This is a genomic window from Bradyrhizobium sp. CSA207, assembly GCF_029051685.1.
GTDB lineage: Bacteria > Pseudomonadota > Alphaproteobacteria > Rhizobiales > Xanthobacteraceae > Bradyrhizobium.
Window position 1 is genome coordinate 178488 of record NZ_JAACFT010000015.1, and the last position, 20296, is coordinate 198783.

A 20296-nucleotide genomic window follows, 5' to 3' on the forward strand; every position below is an offset into this window, starting at 1 on the left:
GCCAAATCCCGGACATGAAAAAGGCGCTCACCTCGAGCGCCTTTTTTGCTGACCGCTTGCTGGCGGCGAATTCAGTTCAACGACGGATTGCGCGGCCGATACCCGCCGCCCTTGTCCTTGATGAAAATCTCGGCGACCTGGGAATGACGGATCGGCTCGCCGGATTCGTCCGGCAGCAGGTTCTGCTCGGAGACATAGGCAACGTATTCCGACTCAGCGTTCTCCGCGAGCAGGTGATAGAACGGCTGATCCTTATGGGGCCGCGCCTCCTCGGGGATCGACAGCCACCATTCCTCGGTGTTGTTGAATTCCGGATCGATGTCGAAGATCACGCCCCGGAACGAGAAGATCCGGTGGCGCACGACCTGTCCGATCTGGAATTTGGCGGTCCGCGCTTTAATCATTCCCCGTCGATAGACCAGGATTGTGGCCGATGCTAGTGGCCTGAATTGGAATTAACTTTCGCCTAAGGGGCGGATAGCCCCCAGGTCCTCAGAAAACACTTCATCAATGGTCGATATCCTCAATCTGGCACTACCATATTTCGGCCTGATCTTCGTCGGTTTCGCCTGCGGCAAGGTCAAGTCGCTGCCGGAATCGGGCCTGGCCTGGATGAACTTCTTCCTGCTCTACGTGTCGCTGCCGGCGCTGCTGTTTGCGATCATGTCGAAGACGCCGTTTTCGGAGCTGAACAACCCGCCGTTCCTGGTTGCGACCACGCTGTCGACGGTTGCGGCGTTCACCCTCGCGCTCGTCCTCGGCAAGGTTCTCGGCCGGCTGTCGCTGCGCGAGGCGACGCTCGCCGGCCTGTCCGGCGGCTACGGCAATATCGGCTACATGGGACCGGGGCTGGCGCTGGCCGTGCTCGGAGCGAAGGCCTCGGCGCCGACCGCGTTGATCTTCTGCTGCGACAGCATCTTCCTGTTCACGATCGTGCCGCTCCTGATCGAGCTCTCCGACCGCGACCATCCCTCGCTGGTGCACGCCTTCGGCGTCGTGCTGAAGCAGATCGTGCTCAACCCGCTGATCATGTCGGCCTGTTTTGGCGCGGCGGTTGCGGCGCTGCATATCGAGCTGCCGGTCGCGCTCGATCGCACCATCACCTTCCTCCAGAACGCGGCAGCTCCGACTGCGCTGTTCGTGCTCGGTGTGACGGTGGCGCTGCGGCCGTTCGACCGCGTGCCCTGGGAAGTGCCGGGCGTGATCGCGGTCAAGCTCCTGATCCATCCGCTCGCGGCGTTCGGGCTGATGCTGGCATTCGGCCCGTTCGCGCAGCCTTGGGCCGCGACCGCTGTGCTGATGGCCTCGCTGCCGCCGGCGCTGAACGTGTTCGTGATCGCACGGCAGAACGATGCCTGGATCGAATCCGCCTCCGTCGCCGTGCTGCTCGGGACCTTCGCGTCCGTGGTCACGCTGACCAGCGTGATGTGGTTGCTCCAGAGCGGCCGGCTGGCGTTTCCCTGAGCGCGCGCTCTACCTTCGCCAAACTACCGTCGCCAGGTCGGCGTCAGCCCCTCGCGCATGGCAAAACGCCTGAGCGGACCGATGGCGCCGAGCAGATGCATGCCGATGGCGCGGACCGGCTGAAGCGGCAGGAAATCGTTGAGCAGGGAGCGGTTGGCGATATCGATCGCAAATGTCCGGCTCAAAATATCCGGCCGCCGCGCCCGGTCATAGCGCTTGAGCACGTCGGGGGCGCCGGGATCGCTGCCGGCGGCAACGGCTTCGCCTGCGAGCCTGGCAATATCGGCGGCATCGCGCAGGCCGAGGTTGAGGCCCTGGGCGCCGATCGGAGGAACCACATGGGCGGCTTCGCCGACCAGCGCGATGCGGTCCCGGGCGAAGGATTTAGGCCGCTCGATCGCCAGCGGGAACAGGTGGCGTCCCGGCTCGACCGTCATGCGTCCCAAAATGGAATGCGACTGCTTCTCGATCGCGGCGGACAGCTCCGCGTCGCTCAAGCCACGCAGCCGTTCGGCTTCCGCGGGCGCCGCGACCCAGACGATGCTGGAGCGGTCGCCGGGCAGGGGCACGAACACGCAGGGACCGTGCGGCGTGTGGAATTCGGTCGAGACGTTGCGATGCGGCCGCACGTGGCTGACGTTGAAGGTCAGTGCGGTCTGCGTCAGGTCGCGCCGCGTCACCGCAATGCCGGCGGCCTCGCGGCACAGCGAATGGCGGCCGTCGGCGCCGACCACCAGCCGGGACGAGAGGAATTTTCCGGATGCGGTGCGGATCGCGACGTCGTCGGCTTCGATCACGACGGCCTCGGCCTCGTCGTCGAAACGGACGAGGCCCGGCAATTCAGCCGCGCGGGCTTCCAGCGCCAGCATCAGCGAGCGGTTGTCGATGTTGTAGCCGAAGGCGTCGAGATCGATTTCGTGACAGGAGAACCGCACCTCCGGCGCCCGGAACAGCCGCCCGGTGTCGTCGACGAGGCGCATGACTTCGAGCGCGGCGGCCTTGTCCTTGCAGCGCGGCCAGACGTCGAGCGTCTCCAGGAGCTCGACGGAGGCGCCGAGCAGCGCGGTGGTGCGGTTGTCGGCATAGGGCAGGCGCCGCGCCACCAGCGCGGTCCGGGCGCCGGCTTGCGCCAGCGCGATGGCCGCCGCTAGGCCTGCCGGTCCCCCGCCGATCACGGCTGCGTCAAAGAGCGTCGATGCGTCTGTCATGGAACGACAATTGACACGCTCGCCGGCAAATTCAAGCCCGCTGATTCTGCCTGATTTTATGACGAATTGTGCGACCGAGCGCCGCAATGGCGGATGTGCAAACCGGTGTCATTCTGATAGCAGGAGCCATGGACAGCCAAGAGGACTCCCTGAAGCCGACGCCTGCGATACGCGCCGCGGCCTTCTCGGTGCATATCTTCACCGCTTTCGGCGCGGCGATCGCGCTGCTGGCGATGCTGGAGGCCGTGCGCGAGCACTGGGCGGCGATGTTTCTGTGGCTGGGTATGGCGCTGATCATCGATGCGATCGACGGCCCGATCGCGCGCCGGCTCGACGTCAAGAACGTGCAGCCGAACTGGTCCGGCGACGTGCTCGATCTCGTCGTCGACTTCGTCACCTATGTCTTCGTGCCGGCCTACGCCATCGTGGCGAGCGGTCTGTTGCTACCAGTCGCGGCGCCTCTGCTCGGCGTCGCCATCATCGTCACCAGCGCGCTTTATTTCGCCGATCTGCGCATGAAGGCGGACGACAACCATTTTCGCGGGTTTCCGGCACTGTGGAACGCGGCGGCGTTCTATCTGTTCCTGCTGCACTGGCCGCCGCTTTTGTCGACGTTACTGGTTGCCGCGCTGGTGGTGCTGACCTTCGTGCCGTTCCATGTGCTGCATCCGGTACGCGTGGTGCGGCTGCGCTGGCTGACGATGTCGCTGATCGCGATCTGGGCGCTGCTCGGGCTCTACGCGCTGAAGATGGACTTTCACGTCGGCACGACCGTCACCGTGGCGCTCTGCGCGATCGCGCTCTGGATCGTCTTCAGCGACGCATTGATCCGGTTCGTAAGATCCTTCGCATGATGCATCTCCTCACCAGCCCCGAAGCCTGGGCCGCGCTGCTCACTTTGACCTCGCTCGAGATCGTGCTCGGCATCGACAACGTCATCTTCCTGTCGGTGATCGTCTCGCGCATCCCCGAGAAGCAGGCAAATCGCGCCCGCCAGATCGGGCTGGCGCTGGCGCTGGTCTTCCGCATCATCCTGCTCAGCGTGCTGGTCTGGCTGATCGGCCTGACCGCACCGGTGTTTTCGTTCAGCGGTTACGATTTTTCCTGGCGCGATCTCATCCTGATCGGCGGCGGCCTGTTCCTGATTGCGAAAGCGACCCACGAGATCCATGCCGAGGTCGACGCGGACGAGGACGACAGCGAGGGTGCTCCCGGCCGTAACGCCTTCTTCTGGGTGATCCTCCAGATCATCGTCATCGACATCGTGTTTTCGCTGGATTCGATCATCACCGCGATCGGCATGGCGCAGGATATCGAGATCATGATCGCGGCCGTCGTGATCGCCTGCCTGATCATGTACATTTCCTCGGGACCGGTGTCGCGATTCGTCGCGGAACATCCGACCACGAAGATGCTGGCGCTGGCGTTTTTGGTGCTGATCGGCGTCGCGCTGGTCGCGGACGGATTCCAATTCCACATTCCGCGCGGCTATATCTATTTCGCGATTACGTTCTCGGCGGCGGTCGAGTTCTTCAACGTGCTGGCGAAGCGCAACCGCAGGAAAGCCGCCAAATAGTTCGGTTCCTCCGTTCAGTGCTGGCGTCGAGTTGACAAGGCGGGCGCGATGTCTTTCGCTTATCCGCGAAAAGACCGAGAGGAGGTCAAACGATGACCAAAGCCGTCCGTGTGCACAAGGTTGGAGGCCCCGAAGCCCTGGTCTATGAAAGCGTCGACGTGCCGGCGCCTGCTACGGGCGAGGTGCGCATCCGCCAGCACGCCGTCGGGCTGAACTTCATCGACGTCTATTATCGCACCGGGCTCTACAAGGCGCCGGGGCTGCCTTTCATCGCCGGCAACGAGGCCGCGGGCGAGGTCGTCGCGGTCGGACCGGGCGTGACGAATTTTCATCCCGGCGACCGCGTCGCCTACTATTACAATCTCGGCGCCTATGCCGGCGAGCGCAACATTCCCTTGGAGCGGCTGGTCAAGCTGCCCGACCACATCACCTACGAGCAGGGCGCCGTGCTGATGCTCAAGGGGCTCACGGTCTGGTATCTCCTGCACAAGACCTTCAAGGTCGAGCCGCATCACCGCGTGCTGATCCACGCCGCGGCCGGCGGCATCGGCCTGCTCGCCTGCCAGTGGGCGAGGGCGATGGGCGCTCATGTGATCGGCACGGTTGGCTCGCGCGAGAAGGCCGAGCTCGCAGAAGCCAATGGCTGCGACCACGTCATCCTCTACAACGAGGAAGACTTTGTCGCCCGCGTCAAACAGATCAGCCGCAACGAGGGCTGCGACGTCGTCTATGACGGCGTCGGCAAGTCGACATTCCCGGGCTCGCTGTCCTGCCTGAAACCGCGCGGCATGTTCGTCTCCTTCGGCAATGCCTCTGGGCCCGTGCCGCCGTTCTCGATTGCCGAGCTCAACAATCACGGCTCGCTGTTTGCGACGCGGCCGAAGCTCAACGACTACATCGGCAAGCGCTCGGAGCTTTTGGAAGGCGCCGACACGCTGTTCGCCGCCGTGATCAACGGAACGCTGCACGTGCCGATCAACCACGCCTACGCGCTGAAAGACGCCGCCAAGGCGCATATCGATCTCGAAAGCCGCAAGACCACGGGCGCGTCGATTTTGAAGCCTTAGTTTCTTTCGTCATTGCGAGCGAAGCGAAGCAATCCAGGGTTGCCTCCGCAGAGGCAGTCTGGATTGCTTCGTCGCTTCGCGCCTCGCAATGACGAGGCTTACGCCACGCGCCTTGCCGCACCCGCCTTCGTCAAGATCCCGTCGAGACAGTCGATCACCTCGGCGATCTCCGCCTTCGTGACATTCAGCGCCGGCATGAAGCGCAGCGCGTCGACTTGCGGCGCGTTCAGCAGCACGCCGGCCTCGAACGCCTGCGCCACGATGCCGGGCGCGATCGGCAGCTTGAGGTCGAGCGCCAGCAGCAGGCCGCGGCCCCGCACCTCGCCGAGGCCATGCCGGGCCGAGACCTTCTGCAATTCGCTTTCGAGCAGCAGGCCAGTCTCCGCGACCGACTTCAGGAAGTCGGGCCGGCCGACCTCCTCCAGCACCGCAAGGCCTGCCGCGCACATGATCGGGTTGCCGTTGAACGTGCCGCCCTGGTCGCCGTGCTCGAAACAGGACGCGCGTTCGGTCGCGAGCAGGGCTGCGAGCGGCACGCCGCCGCCGATGCCCTTGCCGAGCGTCATGATGTCGGGCGCTATGCCTGTGTGCTCGTAGTGGAACAGCTTTCCGGTCCGCCCCATGCCGGTCTGGATCTCGTCGAAGATCAAGAGCAGCCTGTGCGCCTCGGTGAGCGCGCGCAATTCCTGCAGGAACTGATCGGTCGCAGGCCACACGCCGGACTCGCCCTGGATCGGCTCGAGCATCACAGCGACGGTGTTGCCGTTGATCAGCTTTTCGACAGAGGCGATATCGTTGAGCTTCGCCTTCTTGAATCCGGCAACCTTTGGCTCGAACAGCGGCTCGAAGGCCTTCTTGCCCGAGGCCGACATCGTTGCCAGCGTGCGGCCGTGAAAACCGCCTTCGAAACTGATGATCTCGAACGCGCCGCCCTTGTGCAGGCTGCCAAATTTGCGCGCGAGCTTGATCGCACCCTCGTTGGCCTCTGCGCCGGAATTGGCGAAGAACACCTGGTCGAAGGCGCTGTTTGCGACGAGCGCCTGCGCCAGCTTGAGGCTCGGCTCGTTGTAGAAGGCCGGGCTCGGCGTCAATAGCCGCTTGGCCTGCGCGGCAAGCGCGTCCGCGATCGCCGGCGGCGAGTGGCCGAGACAGTTCACGGCCCAGCCCTGCACGAAATCGAGATAGCGCTTGCGGCTGTCGTCCCAGAGGTAGGAGCCGGCGCCGCGGACGAACACCGTCTTGGGCCGTGCGGTGATGTCCATCAGCGCGTCATACGGATGGGTGGCGTCGGTCATGTCGAACTCCTCTGGAGGCGGGTGGAAGGGGCGCGCGAAAAGCAGAAAGGCCGCACTTTGCGGGTGCGGCCTTCTCGAAAACTCTGCTGATGTCAGTGCTTCAGCGGTGTCGTCGGACATGGCGCAACCCATCATCGTCGCGGGAGCGACGACGCATGGCTTGGCGCAGGTGAGTCCGGGAGCTGATCATGGGCCGCGGCAATACAGGCGAATGGCGGGGCTTGTCAAGCGGGCGTTTTGCTAAGCACCCGCTTGGCGTGCATGGTCAGGTCGGGCTTGCGGCTTCTTCGGCGTTCTCATCGCTCCAATCCGCATCCGCGATCGCGCTGTCGATGAGCTCGCCGCGCATCAGCTTCAGCGGCGATTTCCAGTACAGCGCGATGTTATGGAAGGGATCGGTCAGCACCTTGAACGCCCACACCAATCCGGTCGTGACATCGCGCGTGACAAAGAGCTGGAGCATGCGGGTGAGGCCGCCGCCGATCCCGATCACGAGCCACACCGCGCCGACATGGCGGACGTAGTCGAATTGGCCGGTCGGCGGATCGAAGATGCCCAGCAGCGTGGGCATCGCATACAGCACCAGCGGCGCGCTGCCCCAGATCAAGAGCAGGATGATCTTGCGGGTCTGATTGTAGCCGACCTTGACCGCTTCCTTGTATTCGTTGCTGACGTCGTTGACGGCGTCATAGCCGTTGGGCTCGAAGAAGAAATGCCCGCTCTGCCGCGTCAGCATCGCGAGCCAGCCGACGAGTCCCGCAAGGGCGGCATCGCGAAACAGCAGCGCGTAACAACCGAGGAAGATGACGGCGCTGAAGAGGTGCAGCGTCTGATTGATGGTGCTCTGGTGGTAAAAGCGATAATCGTCGAAGCGCTGTGTTCGCAGCATGTCCGAAAGACGGCTCATCATCAGTCCTCGCTCGCGTTGAAGGCGCGGCACAGTTAGGCCGAGTCGATGACTGCTGCGTGAATGCACTATAGTGTCACATCTTGGCGCGCTTGCTCTTGCGTGCGGCCGCAAGCGAAAGAGGTAGCAACGAGTTCGCGCCTAGACCAGTCGTGCAGCGGAGCGTTGAAGCGTCAGAATCCCGCCACGCTGCCGTGCAGGTCGTATTGGTCGGCGCGCTCGATCTTCGCGGTGACGATCTCGCCGACGCGCAAGGGGCGGCGGCTCGTGAGGTAGACCGCGCCATCGATCTCGGGCGCATCGGCCTTGGAGCGGCCCTTTGCGACGGTCGGGCTGACCTCGTCGATGATGATCTGCTGTCGGGTGCCGACCTTGCGCTTCAGCCGTCGAGCGGAGATCTTCTGCTGGCGCGCCATCAGTGCGTTGTAGCGCTCCTGCTTGATTTCTTCCGGTACCGGATTTTCGATCGCGTTCGACGTGGCGCCTGCAACCGGCTCGTATTTGAAGCAGCCGAGACGGTCGATCTCGGCTTCGTCCAGCCAGTCGAGCAGATAGGCGAAGTCGGCATCGGTCTCGCCGGGGAAGCCGACGATGAAGGTCGAGCGCAACGCGAGATCGGGACATTCCTCGCGCCAGCGCTTGATCCGCGCCAGCGTCTTGTCCTGCGCCGCCGGGCGCTTCATCGCCTTCAGCACCTCGGGGCTCGCATGCTGGAACGGGATGTCGAGATAGGGCAGCACTTTGCCCTCGTTCATCAGCGCGATGACCTCGTCGACGTGCGGGTAGGGATAGACATATTGCAGCCGGACCCAGGCGCCGAGCTCGCCGAGCTCGCGCGCAAGGTCGAGGAATTTGGCGCGGACCTGGCGATCCTTCCACGGGCTCTCGGCATATTTCAGATCGACGCCGTAGGCCGAGGTGTCCTGCGAGATCACCAGCAGCTCCTTGACGCCGGCGCCGACCAGGCGCTCCGCCTCGCGCAGCACGTCGCCAGCCGGACGCGAGACGAGATCGCCGCGCAGCTTCGGGATGATGCAGAAGGTGCAGCGGTTGTTGCAGCCCTCGGAAATCTTCAAGTAAGCGTAGTGGCGCGGCGTCAGCTTGACGCCCTGCGGCGGCACCAGATCGAGATGCGGATTGTGGGCCGGCGGCAGCGCGCGGTGCACGGCGTCCAGCACGCTCTCATATTGCTGCGGGCCGGTGATCGAGAGCACGCCGGGATAGGCCTGCTCGATCTGCTCGGGTTCCGCACCCATGCAACCGGTCACGATCACCTTGCCGTTCTCGGCCATGGCCTCGCCGATCGCCGAGAGCGATTCCTGCTTGGCGCTGTCGAGGAAGCCACAGGTGTTAACGATGACGATGTCGGCCCCGTCATGCTTGCGGGCGAGCTCGTAGCCTTCGGCGCGCAGGCGCGTGATGATGCGCTCGGAATCCACCAATGCCTTGGGACACCCGAGCGACACGAAGCTGACCTTGGGCGCAGCCGTCTGATCCATATCTAATCTGCCTGATTGACCGGCCTGAGCTAGTCCCAATTGCCCATAATTACAACCCTTTGCATGGCCCGCGGGCGTGCTATGGATGAATCGCCTGACGTGAGTGAGCAATGAGCGCCGAACAGTCGCCCAAAATCGTGATCGTTGACGAAAGCCCGATCCGGGCTGCGATCCTCGAGGAAGGGTTGCGGGAATCCGGGTTCACGCAGGTCGTCCATATCCGTGAAATGCAGAGCCTGCTCGCCCGTATTTACGCGGTGGACCCCGACATCATCCTGATCGATCTGGAAAACCCCAGCCGCGACGTGCTCGAAGCGATGTTCCAGGTCAGCCGCGCCGTGCGCCGGCCGATCGCGATGTTCGTCGACCAGAGCGACTCGGCGTCGATCCAGGCCTCGGTGGAGGCCGGGGTGTCCGCCTACATCGTCGACGGGCTGAAGAAAGAGCGCATCAAGCCGATCCTCGACCTCTGCGTGTCGCGCTTCAACGCCTTCGCCAAGCTCCAGGAGGAACTGGAGCGCACCAAGTCGCAGCTCGAGGACCGCAAGATCATCGAGCGCGCCAAGGGCATTTTGATGAAGGTGAAAGGCCTCACCGAGGATGAGGCCTATGTGCTGCTGCGCTCGACTGCGATGCGCGAGAAGAAGAAAATCGGCGAGATCGCACAATCGATCATCACCGCGTCGGAGATGCTGAAATGACCGTTGCCCTCCGCATAGGGTTCATCCCGCTGGTCGATGCCGCCGCCCTGATCGTCGCCGTCGACAAGGGCTTTGCCGCCGCCGAGGGGCTCGAGGTCGAGCTGGTGCGCGAGGTGTCCTGGTCCAACGTCCGCGACAAGCTCAATATCGGCCTGTTCGACGCTGCGCATCTGCTCGCGCCGGTCGCGATCGCGTCCTCGCTCGGGCTCGGCCACGTCAAGGTTCCGATCGCCGCGCCCTTCAACCTCGGTATCAACGGCAATGCGATCACGGTCTCGCCGACGCTGCATGCGGCGCTGATGGAGGAGATCGACGGCGATCGTTTCGATCCGCTGGTCACGGCGAAGGCGCTGGCGAAGGTGGTCGCCAGACGCCGCCAGGCAGGGGCCGATCCGCTGACCTTCGGCATGACCTTCCCGTTCTCGACCCACAATTACCAATTGCGGTTCTGGATGGCGGCGGCCGGCGTCGATCCGGACGAGGATGTTCGCCTCGTCGTGCTGCCGCCGCCCTACATGGTGGACAGCCTCGCCAACGGCCAGGTCGATGCATTCTGCGTCGGCGCGCCCTGGAATTCGGTCGCGGTCGATCTCGGCATCGGCCATATCCTGCACTTCGTCTCCGACATTCTCGACCGTGCGGCAGAGAAGGTGCTGGCGGTTCGCCAGGTCTGGGCTGACACGCATCCGGATGTGGTTGCAGCATTGGTGCGTGCGGCGGTGAAGGCCGCGGCGTTCATTGAGCAACCCGCGAACCTGGCTGAGGCGGCGCGAATTCTGGCGCAGCCGGAACGGATCGGCGTCGACGCCGAGGTGATCCAGCGCACGCTTGATGGACGCCTGAAGATCTCGCCCGACGGTACCTTCCGCGAAAGCAGCCGCTACCTTCTGGTCGGACGCGAAGGGGCAGGGCGCCCGGATCCGGTCCAGGCGGCCTGGCTCTATGCGCAGATGGTGCGCTGGGGCCAGGCGACGCTGACGCCCGACGGCGTCAAGACGGCCATGGCCGTGTTCAGGCCGGATCTTTACGACGCGGCCCTCGGCCAGCGGCCGCCGGCCGAGGCCCCCGCGGCGTTCGGCGCGTTCGCCGGCCCCGCCTTCGATCCCGACAACATTCGAGGGCATCTCGAGGCCTTCGAGGTGGGCCGCTGGAAGGCCTGATTCGGTCCTGCACCGTTTTTGGGCGCGCGGGATCATCGTCTAAATTTTGAGCTGGCTGCACGAATTTCGTGAGAGTTCCAGGACCTGGATCTCGCGGCGTCACCCATAATTAGCTGAAATTACAGCAATTTCCATTTCCTCAAAGCTGGCACGCAACTTGAATGTTGCACTGCGGCCAGCCTGTCACAGATGCCTGCTGAGCCGAGTCCCACAGCAACGAAGCTGACCGGACCGTTGGGTGCAAAGCCGGCTATCGAGCCAGCCGAGCTCCTCGCGGGTCGTGCACTTTTCCGTCGATGCCACCGAGGTGGCCGCAGGAGCTTCGTTACCGACCATGAAAATCGACACTGTCTCAGTCGACTTTACCGACGACCAGAAACGCTATCTCGAGGGCTTCACGACCGGTTTGCAGATCAGCCGGGTCGGCCGCGGTCTCGGCGGTGGCGCCGGCAAGGCGAACGCTGAGCCCACCGGTCCAGATGCCGTGCACATCAAGGCGCAGGACAAGGTCATCGCCGCGGGTAAGAAGCTCGCCGACCAGGAGAAATTCAAGCGCGACGAGCATCCCTTCGACGCCTATCCGCGGCTGCGCCAACAGGCCCTCGACAACGCGCCGCCGAGCCCCGCGGACAACTTCCGCTGGCGCTATTTCGGGATCTTCTATGTCGCGCCGACGCAGGACTCCTACATGTGCCGCCTGCGCATTCCGAACGGCATCATGAAGCACTGGCAGCTGTCCGGTCTTGCCGATCTCGCCGAGGAATTGTGCGGCCCGTACAGCCACGTCACCACGCGCGCCAATCTCCAGCTTCGCGAAATCCCGCCGAAGCACGCCGTGAAGCTGATCGAGGGCATCCAGGATCTCGGCCTGTGCTCGCGCGGCTCCGGCGCCGACAACATCCGCAACGTCACGGGAACGCCGACCGCAGGCATCGATCCGCAGGAGCTGATCGACACGCGGCCCTACGCGCGCGAGTGGCACTACCACATCCTGAATGATCGCTCGCTGTATGGATTGCCGCGCAAGTTCAATGTCGCCTTCGACGGCGCCGGCAGGATTGCCGTGCTCGAGGAGACCAACGACATCGCATTCACGGCGTTCGAGGTGAAGGACGGTTTCGGCGTCGAGCCCGGGGTCTGGTTTCGCCTTGGCCTTGGCGGCATCACTGGACACAAGGATTTCGCAAAATACTCCGACATCATCGTCAAGCCGGAACAGGCCACGGCCGTCGCTGACGCCATCGTGCGCGTGTTCATCGAGCATGGCGACCGCACCAACCGCAATAAGGCGCGGCTGAAATATGTGCTCGACGCCATGGGCCATGACGGCTTCCTCAAGCTTGTCGAGGAGCGGCTGAAGAAGCCGTTTACGCGCGTGCCGGCAGAGGCGTTTGCGCCGCGGCCTGCGTCGGACCGCATGGCGCATATCGGCGTGCACAAGCAGAAGCAGGATGGACTGAACTGGATCGGCGTGTCAGTGCCGCTCGGCAAGATCACCTGCGAACAGATGCGGGGCCTCGCCAAGGTCGCGCGGGATCTCGGCGACGGGGATATCCGCCTGACCGTCTGGCAGAACCTGCTGATCCCGGGCGTGCGCGACGAGAATGTCGAGCTGGCGATTGCAGCGGTCAAGCAGATCGGGCTTGCGGTCGAAGCATCGCACGTCCGCGCCGGCCTGATTGCCTGCACCGGCAATGCTGGTTGCCGCTTCGCCGCGTCGAATACCAAGCGCCATGCCGCCGAGATCGGCGACTGGTGCGAGCCGCGCGTCGCGATGGACAAGCCGGTCAACATCCACGTCACCGGCTGCCACCATTCCTGCGCGCAGCACTACATCAGCGACATCGGGCTGATCGGTGCGCGTGTGCCGGTGGGCGAAGAGGATACGGTCGAGGGCTACCATCTCTTCACCGGCGGCGGGTTCGGTCCCGATGCCGATGTCGGGCAGGAAGTCTATCACGACCTCAAGGCCGAGGACGCGCCGAAAACGGTCGAAGGTCTGCTCAAGGCCTATATCGCCCATCGCGCGTCTGCCGAAGAATCCTTCCTTTCCTTTGCGCGCCGCCACGATGGCGAGACGCTGCGCAAGCTTGCCGATGCAGAGGTGTCCTCATGAACCAGATCAGCCCTCCGCCCAAACTCGACATCATTCCCCAGAGTGCACCGTTTTCCGACGCGCAGCGCTCCTGGCTGAATGGCTTCTTTGCCGGCCTTTTGTCGCCCGACGCCGCCGCGCCTTTGTCGGCGGAGCAGGGCGCTGCCGTCATGCAAGGCGCAACCGGCGACGGCGATGATGGCGAAGCGCCATGGCACGACCAGACCATGCCGATTGCCGACCGGATGAAGCTCGCCGAAGGCCGCCCCGTGCGCCGCAAGATGATGGCGGCGATGGCGCAGCAGGATTGCGGCCAATGCGGCTATAATTGCCACGACTATTCGGAGGCGATCGCCAGCCGCAGCGAAGCGCGGCTCAACCTTTGCGTCCCCGGCGGCAAGGAAACCGCGCGGATGCTCAAGGCACTCCACGAAGAGCTGGACAAGGCGCCGGCGGCCAAAGCTCCCGACAAGCAGGGCGCAGTGACCGCGCCGGCAGTGACGGTGACGATCGCCGAACCCGGCCGCTCGCGCGACAACCCTGTTACCGCGACCTTCCTGTCGCGGCGCCTGCTCAACAAGGGGAAGTCGGAGAAGGAGACCTATCACGTCGACTTCGATCTTTCCGAAAGCAAGCTCGACTACGTCGTTGGGGACTCCTTCGGCGTGTTCGCGCGCAACGATGTCGGCCTCGTCGACCAGATCATCGCGCTGCTCGGTGCCTCCCATATCACCAAGGTCAACGGCAAGACGCTGCGCGAGGTGCTGATCGACGACGTCTCGCTGTCGCCGGCGCCGGACACGCTGTTCGAGCTGATTTCGTTCATCACCGGCGGCGCGCAGCGCGAGAAGGCGCGGGCGCTGGCGCAGGGCGAGGATCCCGATGGCGATGCCGCGACGCTGGACGTCATGGCCGCGCTGCAGAAGTTTTCCGGCACGCGGCCGCATCCCGAGGCCTTCGTCGAAGCGCTCGAGCCGCTCCAGCCGCGGCTTTATTCGATCTCGTCCTCACACAATGCGACGCCCGGCAAGCTGTCGCTGACGGTCGATTCCGTGCGCTACGTCATCGGTAAGCGCAAGCGTATCGGCGTCGCCTCGACCTTCCTCGGCGAGCGCATCTCCGAGGGCGAGAAGCTCAAGGTCTATGTGCAGAAGGCGCACGGCTTCGGTCTTCCCCAGGATCCGAAGACGCCGATCATCATGATCGGCCCCGGCACCGGCATCGCGCCGTTCCGCGCCTTCCTGTTCGACCGCAAGGCGACCGGCGCGCCCGGCAGGAACTGGCTGTTCTTCGGCCACCAGCGCAGCGATTGCGACTTCTTCTACCAGGACGAGCTCAACGCGATGAAGACCTCGGGCCTGCTGACGCGCCTGTCGCTGGCCTGGTCGCGCGACGGCGAGAAGAAGTTTTACGTGCAGGATCGCATGCGCGAGGTCGGCCGCGAGCTGTGGACCTGGCTCGCCGAGGGCGCGCATCTCTACATCTGCGGCGATGCCAAGCGCATGGCCAAGGACGTCGAGCGCGCGCTGGTCGACATCGTCGCCCAGTTCGGCGCACGTTCGACCGATGAAGCCGTCAGTTTTGTCGCCGAGCTCAAGAAGACCGGACGCTTCCAGGCTGACGTCTACTAAAGCGCGATCCCAACGCCTCGTGCTTCTGGGAGTCTTGACTCGGTTCCAATCGGCTCCGAATTTAACGAATAAGATTCTCGGAACCAGCCGACGAGGAGAATTTCTACCTGCGATGGGGCTTCCCAAGAGAACCTCCATCGCTATTTCCGCCGCGATCTTGCCTGCACCCAGGGTTGAGCCTTCATAATCCCGCAAATGGGGCGTTGGAGATCGACCATGCGCGAACTATCGGCGGAAGCCAGACTGCACTTTTACGCGCGCTCGCTCTCGCGGCGGACCGGGGCGAGTGCCCATCATCTGGCGCTCTACAGTGCCTTCGCCGTCATCGCCGCCATCGTGTTCGGGACGCTGTCGGTGCATCCGTTCTAACGAAGCTTCGTAGGTCCGTAGGGTGGGTTAGCCGAAAGGCGTAACCCACCAACGTCGTCCGGCATTCGCTGAAGCATGGTGGGTTACGCTTCGCTAACCCACCCTACAGCACCCGAGCCCCGTCTCACCCGCGCTTGAACGGCGCCACCTCGATCCCTGCATCCTTCAACGCCTGGCGCAGGCCGCGCGCGATGTCGACCGCGCCGGGCGTGTCGCCGTGGATGCAGACCGTGTCCGTCCGCATCTTGATGACCTTGCCGGTGACCGAGACCACCGCGCCATCCTGCACCATGCGAACCACGCGGTCGGCGATCGCCTTGGCGTCGTGCAGCACGGCGCCGGGCTTCTTGCGCGAGACCAGATTGCCGTCGTCCTCATAGGCGCGGTCGGCGAACACCTCGTGCACCATCGGCAGATTGGCTGCTTCGCCGGCCTTCACCAGCTTCGAATTGGCGAGCACGACGAAGATCAGGCTGGGATCGACCGCCCTAATGCCGGCGGCGATCGCCTTGGCCGTCATGTCGTCCTCGCAGGCGACGTTGGAGAGCGCGCCATGCGCCTTCACATGGGTCACCTTGTGGCCGGCGGCGGTTGCGATCGCTTGCAGCGCGCCGATCTGGTAGGCGACGAGGTTCTCGATTTCGGAGGGCTTCAGGCCCGCGATCGGATGCCGGCCAAAGCCGTGCAGGTCGCGATAGCCGGGATGTGCGCCGACTGAGACGCCGCGCGCTTTCGCAAGCTCGACCGTCCGGCGCATGATATCGGGATCGCCGGCATGGAAGCCGCAGGCGATGTTGACCGAGCTCGCCAGCTCGATCATCGCAGCGTCGTTGCCCATCTCCCACGCGCCAAAACCTTCGCCGAGATCGCAATTGAGATCGATGGTCTTCATGGGGTGCTCTCCGCCTCTGGTCGTCTTGTGGTTTACGGCTCCGCAATGACCTGCCATGTGCCGGCATCGACGGCGCTCACCGCATAGCCCGCAACATTAGCATCCTGGAGCGCCTCGATGTTGAGCGTGACGGTGTCGGAAGAACGCAGGCGATCGGGCAGGTTCCGGATCAACTGCGCAAACTTGCGTGCCTCGTCCTGCGCCTCGGCCATGGTGACCTGCTTGAAGCGGAACGCTGTTCCCGCCGAGGTCTGCGCGAGGCGGCCAACATCGGCCGTGATCACGGTTGCGATCTTCGGGTAGCCGCCGGAGGTGCCGCGGTCCATCATCAGCGCGATCGGCGCGCCGTTGCCGGGCACCTGGATGCTGCCGTTGACGGTGCCGTCGGAGACGATGTTGTGGCCGTGCAGATGCTTGATCGCGGGTCCTTCGAACCGGTAGCCCATGCGGTCGGAGGTCGCCGAGATCTTCCACTCGCTATCTAAGAACAGCGCCTTGTTGGCGTCGTCGAACTCGTCGTCCTGAGGACCCAGCACGACGCGGATCGGGCCGCTCGAAGGCTTCGGCAATTCGATCCGCAATTCGGGCGCGCCGCTCGCGGCATCGACAGTGAATTCGTCGCCGGCCTGGAGCGGGCGCGGGTAGGGGCTGCCGAGGCCCGCGCGTGCGTTCACCGCGAGGCTGCCGAACACGGGCTCGCCTTTGATACCGCCTTCGATCGCGAGATAGGTGAAGGCGCCGCCGCGGGCAAAGCCCAGCGTCAGCGTCTCGCCGTCCTTCAGCGTCGCGGATGTGTCCATGGCGAGCGGTCGCCCGGCAATTTCGGCATTGCGCGGCGCGCCCGCGATCGCGACCCGTACGGCGCCGTCACGGGCGGTGAAGGTGGCACCGAACGGGCCGATCTCGACAGCGGCTGCGAACAGCTCGTTGCCAACCAAACAATTGGCCGCCGCCAGTGCCAGCCGGTCCATTGCGCCGCTCGGCGTCAGGCCATAGCGCTGCGCGCCCAGACGCCCGCCATCCTGGACGGAGCTTGCAGGCCCGATGCTGGCGACGACGAGCCGGCTCATGCGACCACCTGCTCGGCGATGATCTCGCCGGCTTCCGCGGCGCGGTCCTGCTCCTCGAAGGTCTTGTGGTCGATGGCGAAAAACGTCACGCGATCACCGGGTTCGGTGAGGAAGGTCGGATTCCGGTGCAGCTGATAGGTCCGCACCGGCGTGCGTCCGAGCAGGTGCCAGCCGCTCGGAGCAGCCAGGCATTGGATTCCGGCCTGGATGCCGCCGATCGAGATCGTGCCGGCGGGCGTCAGCAGCCGCGGATTCTGCCGCCGCGACATATGCAGGGATTTGTCCAGCCCGCTGAGATAGGACCAGCCCGGCGTGAAGCCGATCATGGCGACCTTATAGTCGCCGGCCACATGCCTGGCGACGATGTCGTCGGGCGTGGTGTTCAGCGCCTTGGCGACATCCTCAAGATCGATGCCGTGCTCGCCGCCATAAGCGACGGGAATGCGCCAGCGCCGCGCTGTCGTGGCCGGCGGCAACGGCCGGCTCGCGAGCGCGAGCAGCTTTTCGCCTAGCGCATCGAAGCCGATCTTACCGGGATCGTAATGCACCAGCAGCGAGCGATAGGTCGGCACGGATTCGGTGATGCCATCGATGGGGCTTGCTGCGAGCGCCTTGTCGAGCGCCAGCACGCGCTGGTTGGCGGCGTCGTCGATGGTGCGGCTGAACTCGACCGTGACGGCGCTGTCGCCACTGGGCAAAAGGCGGGGCGGGGGAAGCGTCGCGGCCATGAGCTGTCGAAATCGGGCTTCTGGAGTAACGCGGGCTCAGCCTTGAGTTCCGCATCGCCTTGCTTCGCGTAAATGCGTCCGCAAGTCCAATAAATTAATGCAAGGGCAGGCGATAAAGCCTTGTTATCGCGTTGCATAACAGCCGCGCGGGGCGCGTTCTTGATCCGCGTTCTTGATCCGCGTTCTTGGCCCTTGACGCCAAGCGCCCGCCTCGCAACATGCGCGGCGTTCCTTCCCGCCCATCCGGAGCTCGTGTTTTTCCATGTCGCTGTCCCCCGAAGCCCGCAAGACCCTCGCCGGCATCACCACTGCCACCATCACCACGGTCCTGCTGAAGAAGGGCCTGCGTAACGTGTGGATGCGCGGCGCCCGTCCGCTGCGTCCGGGCCTGCCGCGCCTGGTGGGACCGGCCTTCACGCTGCGCTTCGTGCCGGCGCGCGAGGATCTGGCGACGCCGGAATCCTGGTCGTCGCCGATCTCGACCCGCACCGCGATCGAGGCAATGCCGGATGGCTGCATCGCCGTGGTCGACGCCATGGGCATCACCGATGCCGGCATCTTCGGCGACATCCTCTGCGCGCGCATGGTCAAGCGCGGCGTCACCGCGCTCGTCACCGACGGCGTGGTGCGTGACCTCGAGGGCGTGCTCGGCACCAATCTGCCGGTGTGGTGCGACGGCTATGCCGCGCCGCCGTCGGTTGCGGGCCTCACCTTCGTCGGCTGGGGCGAGCCGATCGGCTGCGGCGGCGTCGCGGTGTTCCCGAACGACATCGTGGTCGCCGACCAGGACGGCTGCGTACTGATCCCGCAGGCGATGCTCGATCACGTGCTCGCCGAGGGCGTCGAGCAGGAACGGATGGAAGCCTGGATCGTCAACGAGGTGAACAACGGCGCGGTGCTGCCGGGCCTCTATCCGATGAACGCCGAGACCAAGGCGCGCTACGCCGCCAGCAAGAAGTAACGAGACAACAAGCGAGGTTACCCCATGGAGATCACCGTCGCAGGCACGCGGCCGACCCGCCGCGCGCCCAAGGAACACTTCACCGGCACGGTTTGGCAGGACCCCGTCATCATGGCGCCCGCGCCGGCGCGGCTGAACTGCTCGCGTGTCTCGTTCGAGCCGGGTGCCCGCACCAACTGGCACCATCATCCGCTCGGGCAGACGCTTTACGTGATTTCGGGCGTCGGGCGCGTTCAGACCAAGGGCGGGCCTGTCATCGAAATCCGTCCCGGCGACACCGTCTGGATTCCGCCGAACGAGGTGCACTGGCACGGCGGCTCGCCGACCAACGGCATGACCCACATCGCCATGCAGGAAGCGCTCGACGGCGTCTATTCGACCTGGCTAGAGCCGGTGACCGACGCGGAGTATGGCGCGGCGGTCGGCTAGCTCTTGTGCCCCGGACAAGACGCATCGCCCCGTGGCGATGCGTCGCCGATCCGGGGCCCAGAACTTTTGACGGCATCAAGACTGCTGGGTCCCGGCTCTGCGCAGCAACGCTTCGCGTCGCTGCTTGTCCGGGACACGACAACTTACATCCGCTCGGCGGTCCACGTTCCCGTGCACATCGCGCCGCGCCAGGTGCCGGAGCCCGAGGTGCCGCTGAGCCGGCCGAAGGCGACCGCGCGCTTGATGCCGGTGCTCAAGGTGACGTTGATGCTGCCGGCATCCGCCACACGGCCGGACGCCGCCACCGCGGCGCTGCTCGAGGCGATCTGACCGTTGTTGATACCGATTGCGACGGTTGAGCCGTTGCCGCAGGTCTGGCTCGACGATGCGATACGGACATTCCATGCGCCGTCGAAAGTGCTGGCGCTTGCCTGCGTGGCTGGCAACGCGATGGCGAGGATCGTGGCGACAAGACACTTGCGAAAACCGTTCATGACACGCCCCTGTGGGTTGACCATGCGGGGATCTTGGCATGGCCGCGGAACCGGCGATGTGAGGGCTGTCACGCGCGCCAGGTTCTGTGTGAGGTGGCGCACCTAGCGATGACACGGCTATCAACGTGAAAAGAAAAGGGGCCCGGATCGCGGGCCCCTTGCTTCCGTCACAACGTTGAACGCGGACTCAGTTCACCCGTGTCCAGGTCTGGCCGCCGCAGAACATGCCGCCGAAGGCGCAGCCCTGCACGCGCAGGCGGTCGGTACCCTTCAGCGCGATCGTGGAATCATAGGTCGAGCCCGAGTTGGGATCGAGGATGCGTCCGGACCATTTCTGGTCCTTGCCCGGCTTCATATTGATCAGGACCTGCTCGCCGTTCTGGTTCGACTTGGAATCAAGCGAATAGCCGCAGAGATTGGTGCCGCATTGCTCGATGCGGACCTTGCCTTCCTTCTCCTCAGTGAGCCAGACACCAAGCGGCGAGTTGAGATCGCGCGTGGGCGCGGCTGCGGGAGCCGGCGCGACGGCGGCCGACTGAACGGGCGCCGCCGGGGCAACTGGCGGAGGCGGCGCAGGGGGCGCGGGCGGAGCGGCAGCCGCGGTCGGCGCCGGCGGCGGCGTCACGGCGGGAGCCGCCTGCTGCTCGATCGGAGCAGGAGCCGGAGGCGGTGCGGGCGGTGGCAGCACAGCCGTATCGGCCGGCGCATTGTTGGCGGTGGTGGTCGGCGGCGGAGCCGGTGGCGCGGGAG

At 64.8% G+C, this 20296-nt stretch carries 21 protein-coding genes; 11 read left to right on the forward strand and 10 right to left on the reverse strand.

Annotated elements, in window-relative coordinates; all coding sequences use genetic code 11:
* Positions 1-71: 71 nt before the first annotated feature.
* Entirely contained in the window at positions 72-404 is a 333-nt protein-coding gene (gene hspQ, locus GWG65_RS18945; protein ID WP_148741532.1) for a heat shock protein HspQ, read from the reverse strand.
* 106 nt (positions 405-510) lie between these two features.
* Between hspQ and GWG65_RS18950 the strand changes: the two genes are divergently transcribed.
* The gene (locus tag GWG65_RS18950; protein ID WP_275197052.1) at positions 511-1464 is read left to right on the forward strand and encodes an AEC family transporter; all 954 of its coding nucleotides are present in this window, start codon (positions 511-513) and stop codon (positions 1462-1464) included.
* Between the two features lie 23 nt (positions 1465-1487).
* On the opposite strand, the gene GWG65_RS18955 is transcribed toward GWG65_RS18950, so the two are convergent.
* Positions 1488-2672, reverse strand: a complete 1185-nt coding sequence (locus GWG65_RS18955) for a UbiH/UbiF family hydroxylase (protein ID WP_275197053.1) — start codon at positions 2670-2672, stop codon at positions 1488-1490.
* Positions 2673-2758: 86 nt separating this feature from the next.
* Here GWG65_RS18955 and pcsA point away from each other — a divergent pair, with 86 nt between their 5' ends.
* The 3 genes from pcsA to GWG65_RS18970 all read left to right on the forward strand — a co-directional run bounded on the left by pcsA (position 2759) and on the right by GWG65_RS18970 (position 5315).
* Positions 2759-3526, forward strand: a complete 768-nt coding sequence (gene pcsA / locus GWG65_RS18960; RefSeq protein WP_275197054.1) for a phosphatidylcholine synthase — start codon at positions 2759-2761, stop codon at positions 3524-3526.
* Positions 3523-4248: a TerC family protein gene (locus tag GWG65_RS18965; protein ID WP_275197055.1), complete on the forward strand. Its 726-nt coding sequence runs from the start codon at positions 3523-3525 to the stop codon at positions 4246-4248. The genes pcsA and GWG65_RS18965 overlap by 4 nt, the downstream gene beginning before the upstream one ends.
* 92 nt (positions 4249-4340) lie before the next feature.
* A complete protein-coding gene (locus GWG65_RS18970; RefSeq protein ID WP_275197056.1) occupies positions 4341-5315 on the forward strand; it encodes a quinone oxidoreductase in 975 nt (324 codons plus the stop codon).
* A 98-nt stretch (positions 5316-5413) separates the two neighbouring features.
* Here GWG65_RS18970 and GWG65_RS18975 read toward each other — a convergent pair whose 3' ends face one another.
* From GWG65_RS18975 to rimO, 3 genes are all read right to left on the reverse strand, one after another.
* Entirely contained in the window at positions 5414-6610 is a 1197-nt protein-coding gene (locus tag GWG65_RS18975; RefSeq protein ID WP_275197057.1) for an acetylornithine transaminase, read from the reverse strand.
* A 265-nt stretch (positions 6611-6875) separates the two neighbouring features.
* Positions 6876-7517 carry a hypothetical protein gene (locus GWG65_RS18980; RefSeq protein ID WP_275197058.1) on the reverse strand — a complete coding sequence of 214 codons (642 nt, stop codon included), beginning with the start codon at positions 7515-7517 and terminating at the stop codon, positions 6876-6878.
* Between the two features lie 173 nt (positions 7518-7690).
* A complete protein-coding gene (rimO, locus tag GWG65_RS18985) occupies positions 7691-9016 on the reverse strand; it encodes a 30S ribosomal protein S12 methylthiotransferase RimO (RefSeq protein ID WP_275197059.1) in 1326 nt (441 codons plus the stop codon).
* Positions 9017-9126: 110 nt separating this feature from the next.
* Here rimO and GWG65_RS18990 point away from each other — a divergent pair, with 110 nt between their 5' ends.
* From GWG65_RS18990 to GWG65_RS19010, 5 genes are all read left to right on the forward strand, one after another.
* A complete protein-coding gene (locus GWG65_RS18990; RefSeq protein WP_275197060.1) occupies positions 9127-9717 on the forward strand; it encodes an ANTAR domain-containing protein in 591 nt (196 codons plus the stop codon).
* Positions 9714-10877, forward strand: a complete 1164-nt coding sequence (locus GWG65_RS18995) for a CmpA/NrtA family ABC transporter substrate-binding protein (RefSeq protein WP_275197061.1) — start codon at positions 9714-9716, stop codon at positions 10875-10877. Before GWG65_RS18990 ends, GWG65_RS18995 begins: the two co-directional genes overlap by 4 nt.
* Positions 10878-11211: 334 nt before the next feature.
* The gene (locus tag GWG65_RS19000; RefSeq protein WP_275197062.1) at positions 11212-12993 is read left to right on the forward strand and encodes a NirA family protein; all 1782 of its coding nucleotides are present in this window, start codon (positions 11212-11214) and stop codon (positions 12991-12993) included.
* Positions 12990-14603, forward strand: coding sequence for a sulfite reductase subunit alpha (locus GWG65_RS19005; protein ID WP_275197063.1), 1614 nt, complete (start codon positions 12990-12992; stop codon positions 14601-14603). Before GWG65_RS19000 ends, GWG65_RS19005 begins: the two co-directional genes overlap by 4 nt.
* A gap of 216 nt (positions 14604-14819) precedes the next feature.
* On the forward strand, positions 14820-14972 hold the full coding sequence (locus tag GWG65_RS19010; protein ID WP_035666020.1) for a hypothetical protein: 153 nt from the start codon (positions 14820-14822) through the stop codon (positions 14970-14972).
* Between the two features lie 124 nt (positions 14973-15096).
* Here the strand turns inward: GWG65_RS19010 and GWG65_RS19015 are convergent, their stop codons facing one another.
* The 3 genes from GWG65_RS19015 to pxpB are packed head-to-tail and all read right to left on the reverse strand — an operon-like array spanning position 15097 to position 17662.
* On the reverse strand, positions 15097-15864 hold the full coding sequence (locus GWG65_RS19015) for a 5-oxoprolinase subunit PxpA (RefSeq protein WP_275197064.1): 768 nt from the start codon (positions 15862-15864) through the stop codon (positions 15097-15099).
* A gap of 32 nt (positions 15865-15896) precedes the next feature.
* Complete coding sequence (locus GWG65_RS19020; RefSeq protein ID WP_275197065.1) at positions 15897-16934, reverse strand: biotin-dependent carboxyltransferase family protein; 1038 nt, start codon at positions 16932-16934, stop codon at positions 15897-15899.
* Positions 16931-17662: a 5-oxoprolinase subunit PxpB gene (gene pxpB, locus GWG65_RS19025; RefSeq protein ID WP_275197066.1), complete on the reverse strand. Its 732-nt coding sequence runs from the start codon at positions 17660-17662 to the stop codon at positions 16931-16933. The genes GWG65_RS19020 and pxpB overlap by 4 nt, the downstream gene beginning before the upstream one ends.
* Positions 17663-17924: 262 nt before the next feature.
* On the opposite strand from pxpB, the gene GWG65_RS19030 reads away from it, so the two are divergent.
* Together GWG65_RS19030 and GWG65_RS19035 are read left to right on the forward strand one after the other, a co-directional pair.
* Positions 17925-18623 (forward strand): ribonuclease activity regulator RraA, encoded by a 699-nt coding sequence (locus GWG65_RS19030; protein ID WP_275197067.1) that lies wholly within the window; start codon positions 17925-17927, stop codon positions 18621-18623.
* A gap of 24 nt (positions 18624-18647) precedes the next feature.
* The gene (locus GWG65_RS19035; protein WP_247389240.1) at positions 18648-19052 is read left to right on the forward strand and encodes a cupin domain-containing protein; all 405 of its coding nucleotides are present in this window, start codon (positions 18648-18650) and stop codon (positions 19050-19052) included.
* Between the two features lie 143 nt (positions 19053-19195).
* On the opposite strand, the gene GWG65_RS19040 is transcribed toward GWG65_RS19035, so the two are convergent.
* Both GWG65_RS19040 and GWG65_RS19045 read right to left on the reverse strand, forming a co-directional pair.
* Entirely contained in the window at positions 19196-19546 is a 351-nt protein-coding gene (locus tag GWG65_RS19040; protein ID WP_275197068.1) for a hypothetical protein, read from the reverse strand.
* Between the two features lie 187 nt (positions 19547-19733).
* Positions 19734-20296 (reverse strand): DUF2147 domain-containing protein (locus tag GWG65_RS19045; RefSeq protein ID WP_275197069.1); only part of this gene is annotated, 563 nt, incomplete at its 5' end.